Here is a 23,808-nt window from a genome sequence, read left to right as displayed (position 1 = left end):
GCGATAGCGAAAGCCGGGGGGCGATGGCAAGCCGTGACGTCGGGCTACAGCTCCGCGCTGGAGCGCGGGTCGATGATTCCACACTCCTTGATTTTGTAGAGCAGCGCCTTGTAGCTGATGCGCAGCTTGCCGGCCGCGCGACGCTTGTTCCACGCGGTGCGCTGGAGCATGGCGAGGATGGCCTCGCGCTCGGCCAGCATCGCCGCGCGCTTGCCGATGTCCTTCAGCGACGGCTCCCCGGCCGGAGGCGGCGGAGGCGGAGGCTGCGGCACGTCGAACGGATTGATGTAGCGCGGCGCCGGAATCACCGAGTTCATCGGCTCCATCACCGCGGCCGCATGCGCCTGGGTGTGCGCCGCCGCCGTCGTGGAAGACACGCTGCGCGAGGGCATCTCCAGCACCTGCACGGACGAGGACGCGGGCGCGCGGACGTGCTCCTCCACCGCGCGGTGGTTGTAGCCGCTGTCGTCTCCGGCGTACGACGTGGGCAGGGACGGCGCGCTCGCCGGAGAGCGGCCCGCCGCGTTGAGTTCGTCGAGCACGAGCGTCGGGTCCTTCAGCACGCACAGCCGGCGCACCATGTTCTCCAGCTCGCGCACGTTGCCCGGCCAGTCGTAGTCCGCGAAGGCCTGGAGGACCTCCGTGGGCAGCTCCGAGATTCCGGAGATGTACTGGCGGCCGTACTTCTTGAGGAAGTGGTCCGTCAGCGGCACCACGTCCTCACGCCGCTCGCGCAGGGGCGGCAGGCGGATGGCCACCACGTTGAGGCGGTAGTAGAGGTCCTCTCGGAAGTTGCCGAGCGCGATCTCCTTCTCGAGGTCGCGGTTGGTCGCCACGACGACGCGGCTGTCCACGCGGACGCTCTTCTTGCCGCCGACGCGGAAGAACTCCTCGTCCTGGAGCACCTGGAGCAGCTTGGCCTGGAGGCGGATGGCCATCTCGCCAATCTCATCCAGGAAGATGGTGCCCTGGTCCGCCAGCTCGAACTTGCCGGGCTTCTCCGCCGTGGCCCCCGTGAAGGCGCCGCGCTCATGGCCGAACAGCTCGCTCTCCAAGAGCTCGCCGGGAAGCGCCGCGCAGTTCACCTTGATGAACGGCCGACCGCGACGCTGGCTGCGCGCGTGGATCTCCCGCGCGATGACCTCCTTGCCCGTGCCGGACTCGCCCAGCAGCAGCACCGGGACGTTCTCGTTCGCGATGCGCTCCACCAGCGCCCGTGCCCGTCGCATGGACGGAGACGAGGAGATGAGCACCCGGGCATCCCCCGCCGGGTCCGCCGCCGGACGCGGCGCCGGGGGCGGAGCCACCACCTGACGGTCCGGCACGCGCGTGCCGAGCGCACGGGCCAGGGCATCCTGCAGCTCGTCATTACCCAGGGGCTTCGACAGATAGTCGGTGGCGCCCATCTTCATGGCGCGCACGGCGTCATCCGCGCCCGTCAGGCCGCTGAGGACGACGACCGGGGCATTACCCCCCTGGGCCCGGTAGCGACGCAGCACCTCCAGGCCACTCATTTCCGGCATCACGACATCGAGCAACACCGCGTCGAACGAGCCCCCCGCGAGCATCTCCAGCGCCTGCGCGCCACTCCCCGCCGAGCGCACTTGATAGCCCGCGCTGCCGAGCAACTCGGACATGAAGGTGCGAACCGACTCCTCGTCATCCACCACCAGCACCGCGATCCGATCCATCCCCTCGCCTCCGCTCGCCCTCTGCATCGAACCTCCGCCCATCCTCACACCGAGAGCCGGGCCATGGACCCGGTCATCCGACGAAACTCACGCGTGCGCCGCATGTCCTGCTGCGCCGCGTTCAAAAGCTGCTGAGGCGTCCCCACCGTGTCCGGGAAGCTCACAGCCCCCAGCTCCACCGTGGTCCGCACCACCCGACCGTCCACCTGGAAACGCGCCGACTCGAAGCGCGCGGCCACCCGCGACAGCATCACCGGCACCGCCTCCGCCGGAGTCCCCGGCAACATCAACGCGAACTGGCATTCGCCCACCCGGGCCACCGCGTCCGCTTCCCGCACCGTCTGCCCCAGCACCACCGCGCTGTACACCAGCAGACGCTCCGCCATGCCGCGCCCGTACTCCTTGCGCATCGCGCTCCAGCCTCCGACCTCCGCGGAGACCACGGAGAAGGACCCGCCATACCGCTCGCACCGGCGCACCTCCAGCCCCAGCAACGAGAGCAGGAAGGGTTTGTTGTACAGGCCCGTCACCGGGTCATGCAGCGCCAGTGCCGTGTCCTCTTCTTCACCAGAAGCCGCCCTCAGGACGGCCGCCTTCAGGCGCAGCTGCGCGTGCAGCTTCACCGCCAGCTCCGACCCGCTGCCCGAGCGTGGCACCACGTCCACGCACTGCCCCTTCTCCAGACAGTGCTGGTAGGCCCCCACGTCTTGCGGGTCCACCATGTAGAGCAGTGGCACGGTGCCCCGGCTGATCTGCCGCAGCCTCCTCGCCACCTGCACGGCGCCATAGTCCGGCGCCTGCACCGCCAGCAGCACCGCGTCCGGGCGGATGACCTCGAACAGCGGCACCGCCGCGTCGAAGCGCGTCACCGGCACCACCCGGAAGCCGGCCTCCCCGAGGAGCATCCGGGTCCGCTCCAGGTCGTCCGCCCGCGGCTCGATGAGCAGCACGGTGGGCGGCTGCGCCGCCTTCCCCACCCGCTTGCGTCTCACGCCCACCACGTCAGCCTCCCCACCAGAATTTTCTCCACCACTCCCCCGGCACGTGCCCGGAATTACAGTCCCCAGCCCCTCCCCGCTCTCTTCATCCCCCCGAATTTCCAAGGGAAGGGCACTCGGCTACCCATCTTGGGCACCGGTTTTAGCAATGGACATGCCACCTTGGACCTCACGCAACCGGGCCTCCAGCTCGGCCTCCGTGACGTGGTGTTTGAAAGCCGGCACGTCGTTGATGACGATCACAGGGATGTCGTAGCGCCACCGCTCGAAGAGCGCCGGGTCCTCCAGGATGGAGATGAGCCTCAGCTCGAAGGGGATGCGAGCGCGGACGGCGTCCACGACGTCGGCGGCCTTGTCGCAGAGGGAGCATTTGGGTTTCGAGTAGATCTCGACTCTCATGGCGGGCAGGATGGACGGTCGATGCGCGGTCTGACTGGTGACTTACCGACGATGCCCCTCAAGGACCTCGTCGTCTACCTCGGGAACCGTCGAGCCACCGGCTCGCTGAAGGTGGAGCGTGGAGAGGTCCGCAAGCAATGGGTCCTCCGCGATGGCCAGGTGATTTGCGCCAGCTCCAATCAGCATCGGGAGTACTTCGGTCAATTCCTCATCACCATGGGGCACGTGACGGAGGCCCAGCTGGAGAAGGCGTTCGGCACGCAGGCCCAGACGCGGGTCTTCCTGGGCAAGGTGCTGGTGACGATGGGGGTGGTGCAGGAGGCGACGGCGCGTTCGACGCTGAGCCACAAGTTCCGGGAGATGATGTTGGATGCCTTCCATTGGCGGGAAGGCGAGTTCACCTTCGAGGCCTCGGACACGGCCCCGGAGATCGCCGGCCTCGACGTCGAGGTGGACCTGATGGACATCCACCGCGAGGGCGAGTTCCGGGAGACGGCGTGGGAGGCCATCCGCGCGGTGTTCCCCTCGGGCGAGGTGCGGCTGTCCGTGGATGAACGCAAGCTGCCCGAGCGCAAGCCCGGCAGCATGGACGAGCGAATCGTCCAGCTCATCCAGGACGGACTGAGCATCGACGGGCTGGCCCGGGCGCTCCACGCCACGGACTTCTTCCTCTACCAGCGGCTGTACGCGCTCTACAGGCTGGACGCGGTGAAGGTGTCGGACGAGGCGCCGGTGCCCGTGACGTCGGCGGTGATTGAGGAGGAGAAGCCGGAGGACGCGGGCGTCATCGGCTCGGAGTCGTCGTCGGACGAGGTGCTTCAGGCGGCGCAGCTCTTCATCGACGCGGGCAACGTGCGCGACGGCGAGGCCCTGGCGCGACAGGCGCATGAGATGTCCCCGTCGCCCCGTTCGGCGGCGCTGTTGAAGACGGCGCAGGAGAAGCTGCTGAAGGAGCTGCGCCGGGAGCTGATGGATGCCTCGAAGGTGCCGGCGCTCCAGGTGGCGCCTTCGCACCTGAAGACGCTCCAGCTCACCGCGCCCGAGCGCTACCTGCTCTCACGCGTCGACGGTCGCCGCGACATCGCCGCCATCGTCAACGTGTCGCCGTTGCAGGAGCTGGACGCGCTGAAGTTCTTCCACGGCTTCGTGGACATGGGACTGGTGAAGCTCACCGCGCGGTAGTGGCGCGAGCCTCCAAGCCGCTCAGTGCTTGCCCGCCGCCGAGGCCGGCGCGGTCAGCTCCACGGGCGCGGGCACGCGCTCCAGTCCGAGCCGCAGCGCCTCGCGGCCCAGCCACGTGCCACGGATGCGCCACTTCGGGTCGTTGACGATGAGCGCCGCCACGGCGACGCGCGGGTTGTCCCGGGGCGCGAAGCCGACAAACCACGAGTAGTCCCGAAAGGGATTGCGGTCCGCGAGCGTGCCCGTCTTGCCCACCGCGCTGTCCACGCGGAAGTTGCGCTCCCGGAAGATGCCACGCGCGGTGCCGTGCGTGACGGTCGCCTCCAGCATGTCCGTCAACGCCTTGGCCGCCTCGGGCGTCAGCACGCGCTCGCCCTCGGGAGGCAAGAGCGAGCCTTGCTCCGGCTCCACCAGCACGGGGTCCACCCACCGCCCGTCATTGGCGGCCACCGCGGCCACCAGCGCACCGTGGAGCGGCGACATATAGACATCCCCGAAGCCAGCGCCCGTGTTGGCCAGGGCGAAGCCATCCTCCGGCACGGCGGCGAGCGACACGTCCGTGGGCACCACGAAGTCAATCTCGCGGTTGAAGTGGAAGCGCGCGGCCATGCGACGCAGGGTGTCCGCGCTCAGGTGCTTCTGCGTCAGCTTGGCGAAGATGACGTTCGCGCTCTTGCCCATCGCGAGCGCCAGCGAATAGCAGGCACCATCTCGCTCACTGTCCTCCAGGTGCTTCTCGGTGAGCCGCCGCTTGCCGCCGTGGAAGCACTCCTCCATCGTCGGGGTGACACCGGCCTCCAGCAGCGCGCTGCCGGTGACGATCTTGAAGATGCTCGCGGCGGGGAACACCGCGCGATAGGGCAGCCCCCGCAGCTCCGGCTGCGCCTGCGAGTGCTCCGCGAGCGCCAGCACCCGCCCCGTCGAGGGCTCCAGCACCACGGCGACGCCATATGGCGTCTCGTAGTCACGGAGGATCTTCGTCAGCGAGGCCTGGAGCACCGGGTCCACGGTGAGCGCGCGCGTGTGGCCGTCCTTCTCCTTCACCACCAGCCGCTCGCCCTGCAGCTTCGCCCGGGCCAGCAGGTCCGCGGCGCGAGGCATCGTCTGGAGCTTCGCCATGGGCGGGGCCGTCAGCCGCGAGGGCACCGGCGCGGGAGGCACCAGCCCCGGCACCGTCACCAGCGTGGTCAGCCCCGCGTCCGTCCCACCCTGCACCGCCGCGGCCGCCACCGCGTCGGCCTCCGGGCGCGTTCCCCCATCCTCCCCACCCATGGAAGCAGGCGAGGCCAGGGTGCCGCCACCACCGGCATGGGCCCCCGGCGCCTGGCCCGCGTCCGCGCCCCCGTCGGCGACGCTTTCTGCCCTGGAGACGACCGCGAGGGAGTCCTTCCCTGGGAGCACCGTCCCGGGAGCCACGGCGCCGGAGTCACTGGCGGCCGACGCCTCCGCGGAGGCGCCTCCCGCCACCGGTTCTTGGGCCCCCAGCAACAGGGCGAGGGGAAGCAGCGCTGCGGCGGACAGGAGGCGGCGGCGAATCGTCATGTGCGGCGCGAGGGGGGCTGAGGGGGCGGGAGGAGCACGCGAATCCTACCGACTGGAAGCTCGCTGTCCACGGACGCTTCCCCGTCCGCCTGGTTGCCGCTCCTGTCAGAAACTTGGCGGTGGAGTGTGCAAGTCCGATAGGGTCACCCACACTTTGGACGGACTGAAAGAAACCCTGGTCATCTGGGGCGCCGAGTTCCGCCGGGCCGTGCGCAGTGGTCGCGCGGTGGTGTTGCTCGGGCTCTACAGCATGTTCTCCGCGCTGGTGCTGCTGGTGATCGGCAAGCTGACCAGCGACTTGCGCGCGACGATGAACGAGCGGCTGGCCGGTGCCGGCGCCGACGCGGAGTCGGCCGCGAGGATGATGGAGGAGACGCGCAAGGGCGTGCTGGGCTTCCTCACCAGCAACGACACCTCGATGATGGAGGCGCTCGCGCAGGTCCCCATCGAGGTGCTGCTCGTCTTCAAGGTCACCCTCTTCTTCCTGCCCGCCTATGTCGCGCTGATGGGGTTCGACCAGATCAGCGGCGAGGTGGCCCCCCGCTCCATGCGCTACCTGACGGTGCGGGCGCGGCGCTCCTCGGTGTTGATGGGCAAGTTCCTGACGCAGGCGGCGCTGCTGGTGGGGCTGGTGCTCGTCATCGACCTGGCCATCTTCGTCTACGCGCGCATCGCCAACCCGGACTTCGGCTTCGCCGCGCTGAGCCTCAACCTGCTCAAGTTCTGGCTGGCCGCCATCGTCTTCTCGCTGGCGTACGTGGCCCTCACGACGCTGTGCTCCAGCGTCTTCCGCACGCCCGGAGTGAGCCTGGTCTTCAACTTCATCCTCCTGTTCGTCTTCTGGCTGATGGACACGGTGGGTCGGGCCTCGGGAGAGACGGGCGCGCTGCGCTTCCTGCGCTACCTGTCTCCCTCCAACTACGCGGGGGACCTGCTGCACCCGAAAATCACCGAGTTCGGCGTGAGCGGCGCGGCCTACGCGGCCTTCGCCACCCTCTTTCTCCTGGGGGCCTACGGCGCCCTGCGCGCGAGGGACCTGTGAGCGACCTGGCGATTGAGTTGTTCGGCATCACCAAGCGTTTCGGCCCCAAGGTCGCCGTCAGCGGCGTCAGCTTCTCGGTGCCCCGAGGCGCGGTGTATGGCCTCATCGGCCCCAACGGCGCCGGCAAGACCACCACCTTCTCCATGATGTGTGGCTATCTCTATCCTTCCGAGGGCACGCTCACGGTCATGGACGTGGACCCTTCCACTCCCGGGGCCCTCAAGGGCCGCGTGGGCGCGCTGCCGCAGGACGCGGTGCTGCCCCCGGGCTGGGAGGTGGGCGCGCTCCTGACGTACTGGGCGAAGCTGTCGGGCCTGGCCACGCCGGAGAACGAGGCCCGTGAGGCGCTGGAGCAGGTGGGCCTGATGGACGCCTGGAAGGTCCAGACGCAGGCGCTCAGCCACGGCATGGCCAAGCGCACGGCCATGGCGCAGGCGCTGATGGGCCGCCCTCCCCTCGTGCTGCTGGACGAGCCCACCGCGGGCCTGGACCCGCGCATCGCCGCGCAGGTGCGTCAGGTCATCAAGGACATGAAGGGCAGACAGACGGTGGTGGTCTCCAGCCACAACCTCCAGGAGCTGGAGGAGCTGTGCGACGCGGCGGCCATCCTCGACAAGGGCACGCTGGCGCAGGCGGGCTCCATGTCCGAGCTGACGGGCCAGGGCGCTGAGTTCCGCGTGCAGATTGCCAGCGGCACGGTCATCCCCCCGGAGCTGACCACCCTGCCCGACGTCACCGACGCGCGCATGGAGGGCGAGAGCATCCTCGTGGTGCGCTTCGGCGGTCAGGCGAAGCCAGAGGTGGTCATCAGCCGCGTGGTCGCGCACCTGCTCCAGAGTGGCGTGCTCATCCTCGGCATCAGTCGGGGCCGTCGCCTCGAGGACCGCGTCCTCCAGCTGCTTTAGCGCGGGCCGCTCAGCCCGCCTTGCGCACCCAGCCCACGTAGCTCGTCCCCCGGCGCTCCAGGCGGACGAGTTCGTGGCCCGTGGCCTCGCACCAGGCGGGCAGATCCGCCTCCAGTCCCCGGTCCGTGGAGATGAGCTCCACCAGGGCCCCCGCCGGCAGACGCCGCATCACCTTGGCGATCTCCAGGATGGGCATGGGGCAATACGCCCCAGAGGTGTCCACACGCACTGCGTTCTCCATGGGTTTGTTCTCTCTGACACCACGCAGATCCGAGCGTGCGGAATTTTTCCGAGAAGCGCCCAGTTTCCGGGCCCCTGAGGGGACTGTTTGACGAGCGGAGCACGCCTCCACTCGGCTTGCGTGTCTGGAAATCCCTCTGTTAAGTACCCCGGCCCTCTCAATCTTTCTCGTACATCCACGCTCGGGGCCGGAGTCGGACCTATGGCGAAGGAGCAGAACCCACCCATGAAGCCCAATATCATCGTGGCCCTGCTGGTCGGCCTGGTGCTTGGTTTCGTTGGCGGCCGTGTGTACAGCGGCCCGTCCTCGAAGACTGATGCCAAGCCCGCCGCGCAAGCTGCTGGTCAGGCCAACCCCGCCGCGCGCCGTCCGGTGGACCCCACCGTGTTCAAGGTTCCCATCGAAGGCTCCCCCACCCGGGGTAGCGCCGATGCCCTTGTCACGATTGTGGAGTTCTCGGATTACGAGTGCCCCTTCTGCAGCCGCGCCAACGTGACGGTGGAGAAGCTGGAAGAGGACTACGGCAAGAAGCTGCGCGTGGTGATGCGCCAGAACCCGCTGTCCTTCCACCCCCGCGCCAAGCCGGCGGCCCTCGCCGCCCTCGCGGCCGGTGAGCAGGGCAAGTATTGGGAGATGCACGGCAAGCTCTTCGCCAACCAGAAGAAGCTCGACGACGCGTCCCTGCAGCAGTTCGCGCAGGAGATTGGTCTGGATCTGGACAAATGGAAGGCGGACATGGGCAGCCCCAAGCTGGCCGACGCCATCCAGAAGGACCAGGCCCTGGCCAGCCAGCTCGGCGCCAGCGGCACCCCGGCCTTCTTCATCAACGGCCGCTTCCTCTCCGGCGCGCAGCCCATCGACAACTTCAAGGCCCTCATCGACGAGGAGCTGGGCAAGGCGGAGGCCCTGGTGAAGGGCGGCGTTCCCGCCAGCCAGGTCTACGCGAAGATCATCGAGAAGGGCGCCGAGCGCGCCGCGCCCAAGGCGGCCCCGCAGCAGCAGGCCGCGGCCGTGAAGAAGATCGACGTGCCGGCCGACGCGGCCGCCTTCGGTCCCACCACCGCCAAGGTGACCATCGTCGAGTGGTCCGACTTCGAGTGCCCCTTCTGCAGCCGCGCGGGCCCGACGCTGGCGCAGATCAAGAAGGACTACCCGAAGGACGTGCGCGTGGTGTTCCGTCACCAGCCGCTGCCCTTCCACGCCAACGCGAAGCTGGCCGCCGAGGCCTCCGAGGCCGCTCACGAGCAGGGCCGCTTCTGGGAGTTCCACGACAAGCTCTTCGCCAACCAGAAGGCGCTGGACCGGGCCTCCCTGGAGAAGTACGCGCAGGAGCTGGGGCTGAACACCGCCAAGTTCAAGGCCGCGCTGGACAGCGGCAAGTTCAAGGCGAAGGTGGAGGCGGACAGCGCCGCCGGTACCGCCGTGGGCGCCAGTGGCACCCCGACGTTCTTCGTCAACGGCCGTGAGCTGGTGGGCGCGCAGCCCTTCGACTCCTTCAAGCGCCTCATCGACGAGGAGATCACCAAGGCCGACAAGCTGCTGGCCTCCGGCACCAAGGCCGAGGAGCTGTACGCGAAGCTGAACGCGCAGAACGTCGCCGAGGCCCCGGCCGCCCCTGCCCCGGGCGCCGCCCCCGCCGAGCCGCCCGTGCAGAAGGTGGACGTCGGCAACGCCCCGGTGAAGGGCCCGAAGAACGCGCCCGTCACCATCGTCGCCTTCTCCGACTTCGAGTGCCCCTTCTGCAGCCGCGTCGTCCCGACGCTCAAGCAGATCGAGGACCAGTACGGCGGCAAGGTGAAGGTCGCCTTCAAGAACCAGCCGCTGCCCATGCACGCCAACGCCAAGGCCGCCGCGGCCGCCGCGCTGGCCGCGCACGAGCAGGGCAAGTTCTGGGAGATGCACGACAAGCTCTTCGCCAACCAGCGCGCGTTGGATCGCGCGTCCCTGGAGAAGTACGCGCAGGAGCTGAACCTGAACGTCGGCAAGTTCAAGGCCGCCCTGGACGAGAACAAGTTCGCGGCGCAGATCGACGCGGACGCCGCCGAGGGCTCTCGCCTGGGCGCCAGCGGCACGCCGACGTTCTTCATCAACGGCCGGACGCTCGTGGGCGCCCAGCCGCTGGACGCCTTCAAGCGCGTCATCGATGAGGAGCTGAAGAAGGTCGGCGTCGTCGCGGCGGACGGGAAGTAATCCGCTCCACCGGGCTGCTTTCGAAGCCCTGAAGCACCAGAGGCCGTCGGACCGACAAGGTCCGGCGGCCTCTTGCTTTGCACAGCGGGGAACGACGCCTCAGGAGACGGCGATGGCGTCGATCTCCACCTTGGAGCCGCGGGGCAGCGCGGACACCTGCACGGTGGCGCGGGCCGGGGGCGCTCCGGTGAAGTAGCGGCCGTACACCTCATTCACCTTGGCGAAATCACCCAGGTCCGTGAGGAAGATGGTGCAGCGCACCACGTGGCTGAAGTCCAGCCCGCCCGCGGCGAGCACGGCCTGCAGGTTGAGCATCACCCGCTCCGCCTGGGCGACGACGTCCCCCTGCACCATCTCCATGGTGGCGGGGTCCAGGGGAATCTGCCCGGACAGGAAGGTCAGCTTCCCGGCGTCCACCTGCACCGCCTGCGAGTACGGGCCAATGGCCTTGGGAGCCTGGTCCGAGTGAAGGGTCTTCCGAGCCATGGAGCGCACCTCGAGGGTTGGGGTGGCCCTCGAGAGACGGGCCACCGGATTTCCCGGGCGCTCTAGCACGAAAGGCGGCGGATTAGATTCGCTCCACGGAGTAGACGCCGCTCAAGCGCTCGATGGTGCGCATCAGGTCCGTCAGCTGCTTCAGGTCCGAGATGATGACCTCGAAGGTGTTCACCGCCCGGTCATCGCCCGTGGCCCGACAGTTGGCCTGGGAGATGTTGACGCCCTTCTTCGAGAAGATGTTGGAGATGTCGGCCAACAGGCCCGTGCGGTCCGCCGTCAGCACGCGCAGGGTGACGGGGCGCTTGAAGTCCCCCTTCACATCCCAGCTCACGTCCACGCGCCGCTCGGGGTCCGTCGCGAGCGCCTTCTCGCAGCCCACCGTGTGCACCGTCACTCCCCGTCCCCGGGTGATGAAGCCGGCGATGGGGTCGCCAGGGACGGGGTTGCAACACCGTCCGAAGCGCACGAGCACGTCGTCCACGCCGCCAATCTGCACGCCGCTGCGGTTGCTGCGGCCGACGAGGCGCTTGGCCAGGTCCGTCACGCGGGACAGGCCGGGCAGCATGGAGCTGGCGCCCGCGGGCGCGCCGTTGCCGGAGCCCTCGCCCCGGGGCGTGGCCTCCGCCTCGTGGCGCTTCTCCTCGGGGACCAGGCGATGCACCAGCTGCTGCGGCGTCACCTTGCCGTAGCCGATGGCCACCAGCAGGTCGTCCTCGATTCGGAAGCCCAGCTCCTCGGCGACCTTCTTCACCTCGCCGGACTTGAGCAGCTTGTTGAAGTTGAGCTGGAAGCGCTTGAACTCGCGGTCCGTCAGCTCGCGGCCCAGCTGCAGGCTCTTCTCGCGCTGCTGCTGCTTGATGAAGCCGCGGATGCGCTGCTGCGCGCGGCTCGTCTTGACGAAGGTGAGCCAGTCCTTGGACGGGTGCTGCTGCGGGCTGGTGAGCACCTCCACCGTGTCGCCGTTCTTCAGCTTGTAGCGCAGGGGAACAATCTTGCCGTTCACCTTCGCGCCCACGCACCGGTTGCCCACGTCCGAGTGGATGGCGTACGCGAAGTCCACCGGCGTCGCGCCGCGCGGCAGCGAGCGCACGTCGCCCTTGGGCGTGAAGACGAAGACCTCGTCGGTGAAGAGGTCCACCTTCACCGTCTCGAGGAACTCCTTCGGGTCCTTCAGGTCCTGCTGCCACTCCATGAGCTGGCGCAGCCAGGCGAACTTCTCGTCATCCTTGGAGATGACGGCCTTGCCCTCCTTGTACTTCCAGTGGGCGGCGATGCCTTCCTCGGCGATCTTGTGCATCTCCGCCGTGCGGATCTGCACCTCCACGCGCTCGCTCAGCGGGCCAATCACCGTGGTGTGCAGCGACTGGTACATGTTGGGCTTCGGAATCGCGATGAAGTCCTTGAAGCGCCCCGGCACCGGCTTCCACATCTCGTGCACCAGGCCCAGCGCCTCGTAGCAGGCGGGAGCTGCGGGGGAGATGATGCGGAAGGCGATGATGTCGTGGATCTGATCGAAGTCGATGCCCTGCGACTTGATCTTCTTGTAGATGCTGTAGACGTGCTTGAAGCGGCCGGAGACCTCGCCCTTCAGGCCGCGCTCCGCGAGCTTGGAGCGGATGAGGTCGCAGGTGTCCTCGATGTACTTCTCCCGCTCCTTCTTGCGCTTGTTGAGCTTCTCCTGGAGGCCGAAGAACTCCTGCGGCTTCACGTAGCGGAAGCTCAGGTCCTCCAGCTCCGTCTTTATCCAGGAGATGCCGAGCCGGTTCGCCAGGGGCGCGTAGATGTCCAGCGTCTCCTGGGCGATGCGCGCCTGCTTCTCCTCGTTCATGTGGTCCAGCGTCCGCATGTTGTGCGTGCGGTCCGCCAGCTTCACGAGGATGACGCGGATGTCCTGCGCCATCGCGATGATCATCTTCCGGAAGTTCTCCGCCTGCTTCTCCTCCTGGGAGAGCGTGGCGGACGCGGAGAACTTGGACAGCTTGGTGACGCCGTCCACCAGCTGGGCCACCTCCGCGCCGAACAGCTCCGTGAGCTCCTCCGCGGTGGCGAGCGTGTCCTCGATGGTATCGTGGAGCAGACCGGTGACGATGGAGGCCTCGTCCAGCTTGAGGTCCGCGAGGATGCCGGCCACCTCCAGCGGGTGGACGAGATAGGGCTCGCCCGACTTCCTCAGTTGGCCTTGATGCACCTTGGCCGAGTAGACGTAGGCCTTCTTGATGATGTCCAGGTCGGGGTCCGGGTGGTACGAGGAAACCCGTTGGAGGATGTCGTTCAGGCGGATCATCGAAGCAGGGGGAATCGTAACTTCGTGCCGGAGGGGGGGCAACGTTGCCCCACGGAACCTGTCGTATTTCTCTTCCAGACGTGTCCCACCCATCGCGTTCGCTTTCGTTGACCCGACGTTTTACGCGCCCGTAGATTCGCCTACGCCCATGTCACAGCTCTTGTTGTCGTCTCTCTCCGTGGTTTGCCCGACCTGTGACGGGTTCAATCCGCCGCGCTCGGCCTCCTGCGTGCTCTGCGGCCAGGCGCTGGGAGACGCACCCGCGGCCAGGCCTCCCGCCGCGAAGCCCGCCGCCACCACCCGGCCCCCCGCCGCGACGCCTCAGGGAGGTCGGCCCGCCGCCGTGGCCTCCTTCCCCGGCCCCGCCTCCAAGACGGGCGAGCCCGCCAGCCCCCCTGTCACTCCGCCTCCGCCCAGCGCCATTCCTCCCGGTATGCGCCCCTCCGCCCGGACGCCGCCGCCCACGGCCGCCGCCGGGTTGATGGTGGAGCGGCCCGCCAGCACGCGCCCGCCCGCGCCCGCGACTCCGCCCTCCCTGGCCCCCCGGGGCTCGGCGCCCGCGGGGCCCGCCAACACCCGACCGCCGCCTCCGGTGCCGGATGCCGCCCTGCCCGGCCGAGCTGGCGCCACGGCTCCTCCCGTCGCGGCCCCCCGCCCCGCCCCCGCCGCGTCGCGGTTCGGCCTGGCGGTCATCGCGGGCTCGACGCGGGGCCAGCGCTACAAGCTGCCCGTCACCGGTTGCGTCGTCGGCCGCCAGCGCGGCGCCATCCTCTTCCCCGATGACGGCTTCGTGTCCCCGCTTCACGCCACCTTCCTGGTGAAGGACGGCGCGCTCTTCGTGCGTGACGAGTCCAGCGCCTCGGGCGTGTTCGTCACGGTGGCGGGCACGGAGGCCATCACCGCGCGCACCCACTTCAGCGCGGGCCAGCGGCTGTTCCGCTTCACGGGCCGGCTGGAGACGCCCGTGCCGGTGCCCGGTCGTCCCCTCGTCTACGGCGCCCCGGTGCCGCTCGGCCAGGCCGTGTACGGCGTCGAGGAGGTCATCTTTGGTGGCCGGGGAGGCCGCGCGGTGGTGACGGCCGCCCCGCTGCTCACGCTGGGCCAGGCGCACTGTGACTTGAGCTTCCCGGGAGACGAGGGCCTCGCCGGTCGCCACTGCGAGCTGTCCCCCACTCCCACGGGAGCACTGCTGCGCGACTTGTCCGGCGGCCTGGGCACCTACGTGCGCATCCCCGCGGGCGAGGAGCGTCCCCTGCGCCCGGGAGACCGCGTGCGCCTGGGGCAGCACGTGCTCCAGGTGGAGACGCTCGGCTAGTCGGTCAGCGTGAGCGCATGGGCACTTCGCCCGGCGCGCTCGCTACGGGCTGGACGGGCGGGCCACGGCGCCACCCAGGCGCTGCTCGATGACCGGGCGGGCCTTCGAGTCCGCCACCTCGCGCAGGTGCCGCGACCACCAACCCCGCGCCTCCTCGAGCTGATCCTTCTGCCAGTAGAGTTCGCCCAGTTTGAGGGCCAGCTCCGGGTCCGGGTTCTTCTCGAAGGCCTCACGGTACTTGGCAATGGCGAGCCCCGCGTCTCCACGCTCCAGCGCGAGGTCTCCCGCCTGCACGTGCATGCGGGACTCCTCCAGGTTGCGGTTCGTCGCGAGGATCTGCTGCTCGTACAGCGGCTGCTCGGCGTCGCCCACCGACGTGCTCACCTTGCCGGGCACGGGCGCGTTGCGCGGGACGGCGAAGGGGGAGATGGGGCCCGTCTTCCCGCCGCCGTTGAAGTAATAGAAGTAGGTGAAGAAGAGGGCCGCGCCGAGCACCAGCAGCACGGTGAGCGACTTGAAGAAGAAGCCCAGTCCTCCGCCGCTCACCCCGGGCTGCGTGGGGATGATGGAGTCGGTCTTCTCCCGCGTCGCGGGCATGACGTTGGCGTTGGAGGGCAGCGGTGAGAGCACGTCCGGCAGCGCGCGGACCGTGGCCTCCACCGTCATCTCATTGCCCCACTCCGGCGCCGTGGCGTCGTCGTTGCGTCCGGTGGACGACTTGCGCGGCAGCGGCGCGAGCACCGCCGACGGCTGGGGCCTCCGCGAGGGCGACTCCGTGCGACGCCGCTCCTTCTCCACCGCCATCAGCTCCGCGCGGAACGCCTCCGCGTTGGCGGGCCGGTCATCCGGGCTCTTGGAGAGCGTGCGCAGGATGAGCCGCTCCATGGCCGGGGAGATGCGCGCGTCGGGCCGGCGCCGCGTGGGAGGCGGCGGCTCCTCGGTGAGGTGCTTGGTGGCGAAGCCCACCGCCGAGTCCGACTCGAACGGCAACAGGCCCGTCATGAGCTGGTAGAGGATGACGCCCACGGCGTACAGGTCCGAGCGGTGGTCCAGCGTCGCGCCGCGCGCCTGCTCCGGGGACATGTACTCGGGCGTGCCGCAGACGAAGCCCGCGCGCGTGAGGGCGGGACCGTCATCGGTGGAGTCGGTGATTTTCGCGATGCCGAAGTCGAGCACCTTGACGAAGTCCGGCTCGTTGCGCCGCTGCTCCACCATGATGTTCTCGGGCTTGAGGTCTCGGTGGATGACGCCCGCGCCGTGCGCGTCCGAGAGCGCGCCGAGCACCTGGCTGACGATGCGCACCACGCGCCCCTCGCCCAGGGGCCACTCGCGGCTGAGGATCTGGTGCAGGTCCTGCCCCGCCACGTACTCCATGGCGATGAAGAGCGCGCCGTCCTCGGCCTGGCCGAAGTCCAGCACGCTGATGGAGTTGCGGTGGTTCAGCCGGCTGGCGGCCTTGGCCTCGCGCTGGAAGCGCGCCACGGTGCGCTCGTCCGACAGCAGCGTGTGCCGGAGGACCTTGAGCACCACCACCTTGTCGAGGGAGATCTGCCGGGCTCGGAACACGCGGCCCATGCCTCCCTCGCCAATGAGGGCCTCGACCCGGTATTTCTGGGCAATCGTCAGGCCGACGTAGTCGTCAGCATCCGGCGCGCGCACGAGTGTCGCGCCGCAGGCCGGGCAGAAACGGGAGGATTCTTGGGCGTCAGCGCCGCAGGAGGGGCAGTGCAAGTCAACGTCCCCGAAGGGTGGGGTCCGGAGTTCACCACGTCGCTCGGGTCATGAGCAAGCCGCTCGCAAGACGAGCAACCACGCTTGACCCCTGGTAGAAACGCGGAGCCCTCATGGAAGCGATGGAATACTGCCCCCGTTGCGACGCCGAAAACCCCCGGGATGCCACCGTCTGCCGAGCGTGCGGCTCTCCGCTGCGCTCCGGGACGATGGTCATGGCCGTGGCCAGCCTGTCCACGCGCCCCCAGGTCTCCATCCGCGTGGTGCGGGCCGACGGCGGCCCCGAGTCCGTCGTCCGCATGCAGCGAGACACCCTCACCTGCGGCCAGCAGGGGGAGATCTCCCTCCCGGACGACCCCTTCATCATGCCCGTCCAGATGCGCTTCTTCTTCTCCGGCTCCCGGCTGGCGGTCGAGGACGTGGGCGGCGCCAACGGCGTCTTCGTGCGGCTGCGCCAGGAGCGGGAGCTGTCCCCGGGCGGTGAGCTGCGCCTCGGCCGGCAGCGGCTGGTGCTGGAGCCCATCCCCACCGCGACGCAAGGCCCTGGGGGAACGCAGATCTGGGGCTCGCCGGATCCCGGCTACCGCCTGCGGCTCATCCAGCTGTTGGAGGGCGGGCTGCGGGGCGGGGCCTATCCGCTGCGCGAGGGCGACAACCTGCTCGGACGCGAACAGGGCGACCTCATCTTCCCCACCGACGGCTTCGTCTCCGGGCGACACGCGGTGCTGCAGGTCCGCCAGGACCGCTTGACGGTGCGGGACGTCGGCTCGTCCAACGGCACGTTCATGCGGCTGGCCGGCCCCACCTTCGTGGACAACGGGGACCACTACCTCATCGGCCGGCAGCTGCTCCGGGTCGAAATCCAGGCGCCGCTGGCCTGAAGCGGCACCCTCCCGGCACTCGCGCCCGGGCCGCACGGGGAACTCCCGCGCGGCCCAGGGCCCCCACGGCGCTCAGCCGTAGGACTTCTCTTTCTTCTCCTGCTCCTCCTTGCAGCGGATGCAGAGCGTCGTCACCGGACGCGCCTCCAACCGCTTGGGGGAGATGTCCTCCTCGCATCGCTCGCAGATGCCGAACGTGCCGTCCTCGATGCGAGCCAGCGCCCGATCTATCTTCGTGAGCAAGAACTTCTCCCGGTCCCGCAGTCGGAACTGCATCGACTGGGCGTACTCCGAAGAGGCCAGGTCAATCTCATCGGGGAGGTCGTCCGTGTCGAAACTCGCCTCCTCCAGCAGGGTCTTCTTGGCGTTCTCGAGCAGGCTCGTCTTGCTGTCCTCGAGCATCTTCTTGTAACGCTTGAGATCTTTCTGGTTCACAGCCTTCGCTCCAGTGCGCGAGGGTTTTTGGGCCCTGTCCCCCAAAAAAAGGGCCCGAAAGCTTTATTCAGGGAGCTGTCGGTGTCAAGCTGACCCAGTCACGACTGCGGGTGAACGGGAGGGCGGTTGAGCGAGAACACGAAGTTTGATCGGGAGTTCCTGCGCTCGGCCCTCTCGCTGGCCGCCAAGAGCGATGTGGATCATTTCCTCTACATCTGTGACACGCCCATCCCTCCCGAGGAACTTCGGGGCCGGCCTGCTCGCAAGAAGCTCGTGTATGCGGTGACGCTGGACAAGCTGGCACAGGAGCACCTGCTTCGGAAGGTCCGTGCGCTCGTCATCCCCGCCTACGACTACTCGCGCACCGAGCGGGTGAAGGTGGCGCTCGTCTCCGCGCTCTCGCAGGGGGCGTTCAAGGAAGGCGACCTGGTGCTCTGCATGACGGGCCGTGTGGGTCGCGCGCCTGACACGCTGATGCAGATGCGGATTGGTGGCTCGCTGGATGATCGGCTCGCGATTGAAGGGGTGAAACTGGGCGAGGAGTTTAACTCCCAGGTGGTCGACGCGCTCATCCAGTTGGCGCTCCAGATTGGCCAGGAGGGCTTCGAGGGCCATCCCATCGGCACCATCATCACCATCGGCGACCACACGACGGTGCTGGAGAAGAGCCGGCAGATGACCATCAACCCGTTCCAGGGCCTGTCCGAGGCCGAGCGGAACGTGTTGGACCCGAAGATTCGGGAGGCCATCAAGAATTTCTCGGTGCTGGACGGCGCCTTCATCATCCGCGAGGACGGCGTGGTGCTGGCAGCCGGGCGCTACCTGTCCGCGCAGGACGAGCTGGTGAAGATTCCGCTCGGCCTGGGTGCCCGGCACGCGGCCGCTGCGGGAATCACCTCCTCCACGGCCTGCATCGCGCTGGTGGTGAGCCAGACGTCCGGCGCGGTGCGCCTCTTCAAGGGCGGCAACATCGTCCTGGAGCTGCACCAGACGGCGCGCCGAACCTGAAGCACGAAGCTCAGTCCGCGGTGTCCACCTTGTCCTGGCGCTCCTCGCGGTAGACCTCCGCCAGCGCGTGCGCGCGCTCCACCTCGTCGCGGGCGGCGTCCACCACCAGCGCATGTTCGAAGCGGGCCACCTGCTCCTTCAGCGCGTCGGTGACGATGCCGCCCAGGGTGAGGCGCGCGGAGGCGCTCTCCCGCTCGCGGCGCAGCTCCTCCACCCTGTCTCCCAGCTCCGCGGCGGCCTCCAGCAGCAGCTTGCCGTCCGAGTCCGCGCGCTCCAGCGACTCGCGGGTGGTGGCCAGCAGGGCCTCCGCCTGCGTGCGGTCCTTCGTGAGCACCGCCACGGCCTTCGAGTCCCCTCGCGACGCGGCGGTGGCCTGGCGCGAGGCCAGCTCGTCCAGGCGGCGCGAGTAGCGCTCCACCGCGCGAGCCAGGTCCCCTTTCAGGGCGAGCAACGTGGCGGCGGACTTGCGCAGCTCGGCGGCCTGTCGGTCAAGGTTCTCCAGCAGCTCGTCGAAGGCGACGAGCGGGTCGGCCGGGCGGGCGCGCTCCTTCTTCCGTTTCCAGAGGCCGAAGAACATGGCGTTGGACGCAAGCCTAGCCGAAGGGCCGGCACAACAGCCGCACCCGCGTGAGCGCGTCCGTCACCGACGGTCCTCCCACGGACAGCGCGGCGAGGTAGCGCGCCGGGGTCAGCCCATACACCGCGAGCAGGTGCTGGAGGAGAACCACGCTCTCCGTGGCGCGCTTGTCGGCGGGAGCCAGCGAGGCGGCCTCGACGAGCGCGCCGAGGATGTCCACCACGCGCCCCACGACGTCGGGGCCGGGCACCTGTCCGCCCTCGGGGCGCGGCGGAGCTTCGGGGAAGAGGGCCTCGAACGAGGCCTCCACGGCGACGGGGGCCACGGTGTTGCGCCCGGTGGCGACGCGCTCCAGCGCCTCCAGATGGGGCGCGAGCTTGTCCAGCGCATCCGGCGTCGCGGGCACGTCCCGAGGCAGCAGCGTGCGCCAGGGCGTGTCGAACTCGGTGCGAGCCCACTGAATCTCCTCGTCGGAGAGGTGGTGGTAGAAGGCGCGGATGCCGGAGGCACGCTGCTCGCGGACGAGCGAGCGGAGGTCCGGGTTCTCCTCGCCCAGGGAGATGAAGCTCAGGGCGATGTCCAGCGAGCCCATGGGCGCGCGAGTGCGGCGGATGAGGTCCAGGTCCACGCGGTCCTCGCCGTCCGTGACGAGAACCACGGTGGCGCGGGCGAGGTACGGGTCTCGTCCCTGCGCGGCGCGGATGGAGTCGAAGGCCGACATCAGCGCGAGGGAGATATCCGTCTGGCCCTCCGCCGGTGAGTCCCGGAAGAGTCGCTCAATCTGGCGGGTGGCCTCGGTGGCGGTGTCCACGCGGGCCAGCTCGGTGGGCACGTCGTTGAAGAAGCTGAAGTAGAGCGGGTCGAACGTCTCCCCCCGGCGAGCCTTGACGCGCAGGTTGTTCAGCTCGGCGATGATGAGGGCGTCCCGGAAGCGGGCCCTGGCGCCGTGCATGGAGCCGGAGGCGTCGCAGACATAGACGCGCACGGCGGTGCGCTTCACCTTCTTCGACTGGGGAGGCGGCGCGTCTTCCAGATAGGCGCGCACCAGCTGCCGGTTGGCCGCGAGGTCCCTGAGCAGCATCCGGGGGTCGGTCAGCACGAAGTTGTGCACCTCGTGCAGGCCGCCCGTCACCTCGAAGGTCATCGTCTGGGTGGGATAGGGAACGCGCCGAGGCACGGGCCGCGACACCTGGGTCTCCGCCAGGACGATCTCCTCCGAGAGCGCATCCTCCACGTCGAAGTAGCGGGCACACCCCGCCGCCAGCTCGAAGGTCGCGAGCTGCTCGGGCCGCAGCGAGAAGGCCAGGTCCGCCAGCAGCTCGTCCGGGCGCGGCGCGGCTGTCTCCGGCCGCGCTTCCTTGGGCGCGGACTCACCGAACCAGTGGGCCAGCGCATCTCGCTCTGCGCGCTCCACCAGGTCCGTCAGGTGGGCGCGAGAGGGCAACAGGGGCTCCAGTGCCGAGCGGGCGGACGCCGCCAGCTCCAGGTCCCCCGCCTCCAGCGCGCGCTCGTAGAGGCCCCGCAGCGAGCGATATGCGGCCTGCGGGTCATGTCGGGCCGCGTGACGCACGTGGCGCAGGAACTCCTCCAGCGAGCGCACGGCCGGAACGGCGCGCGTGCGCTCGCGGGCCTCGGCCACCTCGCGGCGCAACGGCAGGCCGCGCTCGCGGTCATGGTCCGCGCCCAGACGCAGCAACATCTCGTGGGCCAGGTCCAGGTCCCTGCGCTTCTGCACGACGTCGACGACGTTCTCCTGGGCGCGCAGCGCGAAGTACTCGGCCACGGCCATCCGGGAGCTGCTGGGCGGCCGCTGCTTCCTCGCGGAAGCCGGGCGCTCGAAGGCGACGAAGTCCTCGTCGTCATCGACGGGCGCCGACGGCGGACGGGCGAAGAGGTCGGCCACCTTCACGGCCCGCGCGAGCTGGACGAAAGCTCGCTCGAGCACCGTGACGGTTCCTGGCGGCATCACTCCCGCACGCCAGGCGCGCTCCACGCCCTCCACGCACGCCTCCATTTCCTGCAGGGCCTGGCCGGCGCGTGACTGGAGCCCCTGGGACAAGGCCCCCGCCAGCCCTCGACGAGCCCCCAGCTCGCGCAGCAGCTGCGCATCCGCGGAGGTGTGGACGCCCACCTTGTCCAGCTCCCGGTCCAGCAACGCGAGCACGGGAAGGGCCAGGTCGCCGGGCCCGGTGACTTTGCGCCCGAACGTCCACCAGCGCGGCCCACCCCCGGGGGGCGCCGGGTGGCGGAGCGCGTCCAGGCGCCGTCGCAGGTCCGTGAGCCGCCGGGAGAGCATGCTCAGCCGCCTCTCCGCGCCCTATCCGACGGGGACGTGCTCACGCGGCGGACCGCCGCTCCAGCACCTGGCGGCTGTAGCGTCCGAAGTCCTCGTCGATACCTCGCAGTTGGACATCCAGCCGCTGAGCGCCCTCCCCCACCTCGCCTGGAATGGCTGCGAGCAGCGACAGCACGCCCTTGAGGCGCACCAGCTCCCCTTCCTTCAGGGCCAGCAACGGGAAGCGACTGCGCACCAGCCGGTCCACCGTGCGCTCCACCTCGGGCCGCTCCGTCAAGGACTCAGGTGTCGGCAGCGCGGTGAGGAGCTGGGTGAGCCAGCTTCGCAGGTACTTCACGCGAGTGTGGATGAAGGTGAGCTCCGCCTGGGCCACCGCCGCGCGGGCGCTCTCGGAGAAGAAGGCCGAAGCCGAGCCTCCCCGGGTGAACGCGAGCTGTCCATCCAGGCCCAGCAACGCCGCCAGCTCGCCATCCGGAGCCTTGGCGGAGAACTCTCCCCGGTAGAAGACGTAGGCATCGCCGTTGAGGACGGCGGCGGCCGCAGGAGCCGGGGCCGCCCCCTCGCGCGTGAGGTGGCGGGCGTGCTCGCGGAGCCGCCCGTCAAGGATGCCCTGGCACTCCCCCATCACCACGTCGACAGGCAGGCCCTCGCGCCGGAGGTTCTCCGCCACGGCCTGCACCGCGCGCCCATACTGCTCGATGCGATCAAACGGAGTGGAGGCCAGCACCTCGCGCGCATACGCGAGGCCCAGGGGCAGCAGCAGCTCCTCCTTGAAGCTCCGTTGCGTCGGGTCCAACGCGACCAGCGACTGCTCCAACTGGGACAGGCGTCGCGAGTCCGCGGCCAGCGTCTCCAGCGGCTCCTTGCGGCTCCGCACGGACGTCCCCTGGAATGCGACGGTCGCCCGGCGCCGCAACGCGCCCACCACCCGCTTGCGCGCGGCGGCCTCCGCCAGGCGCAGCCGCTCCACCGCCACGGGGGCACCTTCACCGAGGATGCCCACCAGGTCGGCGGTCCTGGACAGCTCCTCCTCCAGGTTGTCCGCCAGCCCCACCAGCCCCTCCAGCTTGAGGCCCTCCTCGAAGTCCGCGCTCTCCGCGGTCAGGGCAATCATCTCCAGGGCCCCCTCCAGGAAGCGCGCCGTGGACTCGCTCAACGGAGCCAGACCGACTTTCAGCTCGGGGATGACGCGGCACAGCTCCAGCACGTCCTGGAACGAGGTCAGCAGGGCCAGCCCTCCCCGCCCCTCGCCCTGTCCCGCCATGCCTCGCGCGAGCCGCTGGTCCATCGCCGCGACCAGCGCCCGGGCGGACACCAGCAGCGGGGCGCGGTTCTGCGGATGACGGGGCCCGGGCACCAGCTTCGTCAGCAGGCCTCGCGCCGAGGTGGACGCCATGGACGGCTGCCAGTTGCGTGAGAGGGCCTCCACCGCCGACGCCTCATCGGACGCGCCCAGCGACTGGGCCTCGCGCTCCTGTCCCCCGCCCAGCTCCTGTCGGACCTTCGCGATGACCTCATCGAAGGTGCGCTGCTCCAGCCTGACGATTTCGAGCTGCGCCCGCTCCCGGGGGTCCACCACCGACTTGAGCAGCGCCTCCGTCTCGGCGGACGGGGGCCCTCCGAGCAGGAAGAACCAGCGCAGCGCGTCCAGGTCCTCCACGCTGGCCTCCAGCGGTCGCTCCGGCCGCCGGTAGATCTGATCTCTCACCACCGCGGCCTTCAGCGCCCACAGCGCCTTCACGGCGGAGCGCTGGGAGAAGTACTTCGTGGGCACGTAGTCGGGCAGCTTGGAGACCTGAGCCGTCAGCGCCCGCTCCAGGGCCTCCGCCAGCAACTCCACGCCCTCCAGCACCTCACTGGGGACCTTCACCCTCGACACGGCGTCCTGCAGCAGGTCCACCTGCTGCAACGAGAGCGGGGCCCGCAGGTCCGCCCGAGCACCCTGCGCGAAGCGCTGCAGCATGGCCGCGCGGCTCTCCTTCCGGGCGAAGGACTTGGGCACGAAGCTGATGAAGCTCAGCCGGTCGGCGAAGGCGAGCAGCAGCTCCGGTGAGCGCGCCAGCACCTCGGAGAGATACCGGTTGCTCGTCATGATGACGCACTCGGTGCGCCCCGCCGTCACCCGCCGGCCGTGCTTCAGCTCGCGCTCGAACAGTACGTTGAGGATGGAGCGCAGCAGCATGTCCCGGCCGTCGAAGATCTCGTCCAGGAACGCGTGCTGCGAGCCCAGCATGCCCTCGTCGGTGAGGTACTCGGTGCGCCCCGTCTCCGTCAGGACCTTGAAGTCCACGGGGCCCAGCAGGTCCGTCTGCACGGTGGACTCGGCGAGCTGCTTGGAGAACAGCGAGGGCTGGCCGGTGTGCTCGTCGATGATGCGCCCCAGCACCGCGCTGGCGATGGCGCTCTTCGCCGTCCCGGGAGGCCCTATCACCAGCACGTGCTCCCGACTCAGGAGGGCCAGCTCGAGCTGCGTGAAGAGCGTCTCTCGCTCCAGGTAGACGTCCCGCAGCTCGCTGAAGAAGTGGCGAAAGGCGCGAGCGGCCTGGAGATAGGGCGGCGGATGGGCTTGCACGAACCCATGCTACCCGCCGCC

Annotated in this window: 19 protein-coding genes; 7 read left to right on the top strand and 12 right to left on the bottom strand. The window is 69.4% G+C overall.

Going from position 1 to position 23,808, the window contains the following annotated elements; translation table 11 throughout:
- Window positions 1-44 precede the first annotated feature (44 nt).
- The 3 genes from LZ199_RS29695 to LZ199_RS29685 form a co-directional block, all read right to left on the bottom strand.
- Entirely contained in the window at window positions 45-1,691 is a 1,647-nt protein-coding gene (locus LZ199_RS29695; RefSeq protein ID WP_253997151.1) for a sigma-54-dependent transcriptional regulator, read from the bottom strand.
- A 44-nt stretch (window positions 1,692-1,735) separates the two neighbouring features.
- Window positions 1,736-2,689, bottom strand: coding sequence for a GGDEF domain-containing protein (locus LZ199_RS29690; protein WP_253997322.1), 954 nt, complete (start codon window positions 2,687-2,689; stop codon window positions 1,736-1,738).
- Between the two features lie 120 nt (window positions 2,690-2,809).
- The gene (locus LZ199_RS29685) at window positions 2,810-3,088 is read right to left on the bottom strand and encodes a glutaredoxin family protein (RefSeq protein ID WP_163870602.1); all 279 of its coding nucleotides are present in this window, start codon (window positions 3,086-3,088) and stop codon (window positions 2,810-2,812) included.
- 21 nt (window positions 3,089-3,109) lie between these two features.
- On the opposite strand from LZ199_RS29685, the gene LZ199_RS29680 reads away from it, so the two are divergent.
- Entirely contained in the window at window positions 3,110-4,270 is a 1,161-nt protein-coding gene (locus tag LZ199_RS29680) for a DUF4388 domain-containing protein (RefSeq protein ID WP_253997150.1), read from the top strand.
- Between the two features lie 21 nt (window positions 4,271-4,291).
- Here the strand turns inward: LZ199_RS29680 and LZ199_RS29675 are convergent, their stop codons facing one another.
- Complete coding sequence (locus tag LZ199_RS29675) at window positions 4,292-5,812, bottom strand: penicillin-binding transpeptidase domain-containing protein (RefSeq protein WP_253997149.1); 1,521 nt, start codon at window positions 5,810-5,812, stop codon at window positions 4,292-4,294.
- Window positions 5,813-5,966: 154 nt separating this feature from the next.
- Here LZ199_RS29675 and LZ199_RS29670 point away from each other — a divergent pair, with 154 nt between their 5' ends.
- Window positions 5,967-6,854 carry an ABC transporter permease gene (locus LZ199_RS29670; protein ID WP_253997148.1) on the top strand — a complete coding sequence of 296 codons (888 nt, stop codon included), beginning with the start codon at window positions 5,967-5,969 and terminating at the stop codon, window positions 6,852-6,854.
- Window positions 6,851-7,759 carry an ABC transporter ATP-binding protein gene (locus LZ199_RS29665; protein WP_253997147.1) on the top strand — a complete coding sequence of 303 codons (909 nt, stop codon included), beginning with the start codon at window positions 6,851-6,853 and terminating at the stop codon, window positions 7,757-7,759. Before LZ199_RS29670 ends, LZ199_RS29665 begins: the two co-directional genes overlap by 4 nt.
- 10 nt (window positions 7,760-7,769) lie before the next feature.
- On the opposite strand, the gene LZ199_RS29660 is transcribed toward LZ199_RS29665, so the two are convergent.
- Entirely contained in the window at window positions 7,770-8,000 is a 231-nt protein-coding gene (locus LZ199_RS29660; protein WP_163870606.1) for a sulfurtransferase TusA family protein, read from the bottom strand.
- A 225-nt stretch (window positions 8,001-8,225) separates the two neighbouring features.
- On the opposite strand from LZ199_RS29660, the gene LZ199_RS29655 reads away from it, so the two are divergent.
- Window positions 8,226-10,190 carry a DsbA family protein gene (locus tag LZ199_RS29655; RefSeq protein ID WP_253997146.1) on the top strand — a complete coding sequence of 655 codons (1,965 nt, stop codon included), beginning with the start codon at window positions 8,226-8,228 and terminating at the stop codon, window positions 10,188-10,190.
- Window positions 10,191-10,289: 99 nt separating this feature from the next.
- Here the strand turns inward: LZ199_RS29655 and LZ199_RS29650 are convergent, their stop codons facing one another.
- Both LZ199_RS29650 and LZ199_RS29645 read right to left on the bottom strand, forming a co-directional pair.
- Window positions 10,290-10,685, bottom strand: coding sequence for a RidA family protein (locus LZ199_RS29650; protein WP_253997321.1), 396 nt, complete (start codon window positions 10,683-10,685; stop codon window positions 10,290-10,292).
- Between the two features lie 73 nt (window positions 10,686-10,758).
- Entirely contained in the window at window positions 10,759-12,972 is a 2,214-nt protein-coding gene (locus tag LZ199_RS29645; RefSeq protein WP_253997145.1) for a RelA/SpoT family protein, read from the bottom strand.
- Window positions 12,973-13,120: 148 nt separating this feature from the next.
- Between LZ199_RS29645 and LZ199_RS29640 the strand changes: the two genes are divergently transcribed.
- Window positions 13,121-14,287: an FHA domain-containing protein gene (locus tag LZ199_RS29640; RefSeq protein ID WP_323389942.1), complete on the top strand. Its 1,167-nt coding sequence runs from the start codon at window positions 13,121-13,123 to the stop codon at window positions 14,285-14,287.
- Window positions 14,288-14,329: 42 nt separating this feature from the next.
- Here the strand turns inward: LZ199_RS29640 and LZ199_RS29635 are convergent, their stop codons facing one another.
- Window positions 14,330-16,018, bottom strand: coding sequence for a serine/threonine-protein kinase (locus LZ199_RS29635; RefSeq protein WP_253997144.1), 1,689 nt, complete (start codon window positions 16,016-16,018; stop codon window positions 14,330-14,332).
- A 113-nt stretch (window positions 16,019-16,131) separates the two neighbouring features.
- On the opposite strand from LZ199_RS29635, the gene LZ199_RS29630 reads away from it, so the two are divergent.
- The gene (locus LZ199_RS29630) at window positions 16,132-16,899 is read left to right on the top strand and encodes an FHA domain-containing protein (RefSeq protein ID WP_253997143.1); all 768 of its coding nucleotides are present in this window, start codon (window positions 16,132-16,134) and stop codon (window positions 16,897-16,899) included.
- Between the two features lie 72 nt (window positions 16,900-16,971).
- Here LZ199_RS29630 and LZ199_RS29625 read toward each other — a convergent pair whose 3' ends face one another.
- Window positions 16,972-17,334, bottom strand: a complete 363-nt coding sequence (locus LZ199_RS29625; RefSeq protein ID WP_163869243.1) for a TraR/DksA family transcriptional regulator — start codon at window positions 17,332-17,334, stop codon at window positions 16,972-16,974.
- Window positions 17,335-17,460: 126 nt separating this feature from the next.
- Between LZ199_RS29625 and LZ199_RS29620 the strand changes: the two genes are divergently transcribed.
- On the top strand, window positions 17,461-18,342 hold the full coding sequence (locus LZ199_RS29620) for a DNA integrity scanning protein DisA nucleotide-binding domain protein (protein WP_163869244.1): 882 nt from the start codon (window positions 17,461-17,463) through the stop codon (window positions 18,340-18,342).
- A 10-nt stretch (window positions 18,343-18,352) separates the two neighbouring features.
- On the opposite strand, the gene LZ199_RS29615 is transcribed toward LZ199_RS29620, so the two are convergent.
- Genes LZ199_RS29615 through LZ199_RS29605 form a run of 3 tightly spaced genes read right to left on the bottom strand, consistent with a single transcriptional unit; the run spans window position 18,353 to window position 23,787 of the window.
- On the bottom strand, window positions 18,353-18,919 hold the full coding sequence (locus LZ199_RS29615) for a hypothetical protein (protein WP_253997142.1): 567 nt from the start codon (window positions 18,917-18,919) through the stop codon (window positions 18,353-18,355).
- Between the two features lie 16 nt (window positions 18,920-18,935).
- The gene (locus LZ199_RS29610; RefSeq protein ID WP_253997141.1) at window positions 18,936-21,215 is read right to left on the bottom strand and encodes a vWA domain-containing protein; all 2,280 of its coding nucleotides are present in this window, start codon (window positions 21,213-21,215) and stop codon (window positions 18,936-18,938) included.
- Window positions 21,216-21,255: 40 nt separating this feature from the next.
- A complete protein-coding gene (locus LZ199_RS29605) occupies window positions 21,256-23,787 on the bottom strand; it encodes an AAA family ATPase (RefSeq protein WP_253997140.1) in 2,532 nt (843 codons plus the stop codon).
- Window positions 23,788-23,808 lie beyond the last annotated feature (21 nt).

Source organism: Myxococcus qinghaiensis (assembly GCF_024198215.1).
Lineage (GTDB): Bacteria > Myxococcota > Myxococcia > Myxococcales > Myxococcaceae > Myxococcus > Myxococcus qinghaiensis.
This window is presented reverse-complemented; position numbering and strand designations above follow the sequence as displayed.